At 57.1% G+C, this 632-nt stretch carries 2 protein-coding genes; one reads left to right on the forward strand and one right to left on the reverse strand.

Annotated features, from left to right (window positions below; genetic code table 11):
* Positions 1-226: DUF4158 domain-containing protein (locus tag KP705_RS16065; protein WP_215764963.1), on the reverse strand; the 226-nt coding region annotated here is incomplete at its 3' end.
* A 156-nt stretch (positions 227-382) separates the two neighbouring features.
* Between KP705_RS16065 and KP705_RS16070 the strand changes: the two genes are divergently transcribed.
* Positions 383-632, forward strand: a 250-nt coding sequence (locus KP705_RS16070) for a recombinase family protein (RefSeq protein ID WP_215764964.1), incomplete at its 3' end; no start/stop codon positions are given.

Below are 632 nucleotides of genomic sequence, written 5' to 3' on the forward strand. Positions count from 1 at the left end.
GAATGGGAGCCGGTGGTGTTTCACCAGAGTCCAGCACCCGTCCCGGCCCGCGCATGTAGAGCATGACCATCGTGACACCCACTCGGGAGGGTTCTCCGCGGCGGGTTGCGATCAGATCGAAGTCATCCTGGCTGAGTGTAAAATGTCTCGTGATCTCGCGATCATCGACAGAAGGCTCGTAATGTCGGGCGAGAGCTTCACGGGTCAGAAGACGGCGCCGCGCCATGATCGGATGTCTCCTTCATGTGTCCGGAAGGGGATCGTTGGACGGACTGTCCCGGACAAGTGCAACACGTCATGGAATACAGCCGTGTGCTGTGTCTCATAAAGGTGGTACCATATGTTTTGCAGTCATGGGGCCTTATACGTTACACTTTCCCGTATGACACACATAATGATCGGCTATGCCCGCTGCTCGACGGACAAACAGGATCTCGCGGCCCAGCATCAGGAACTGCTCAAACTCGGTGTTTCTGCCGATCKTATTTACACCGACAAGGGCTTCACCGGCACGAACCGGGAAAGGGCCGGCCTTGACCAGGCACTGGCGGCTGTTCGTAGTGGCGATACTTTGGTCGTACCAAAGCTTGATCGACTGGCCCGCTCTGTCCCTGATGCACGGCTTATTGGCG

Source organism: Gluconobacter sp. P1D12_c (assembly GCF_018812105.1).
GTDB lineage: Bacteria > Pseudomonadota > Alphaproteobacteria > Acetobacterales > Acetobacteraceae > Gluconobacter > Gluconobacter oxydans_A.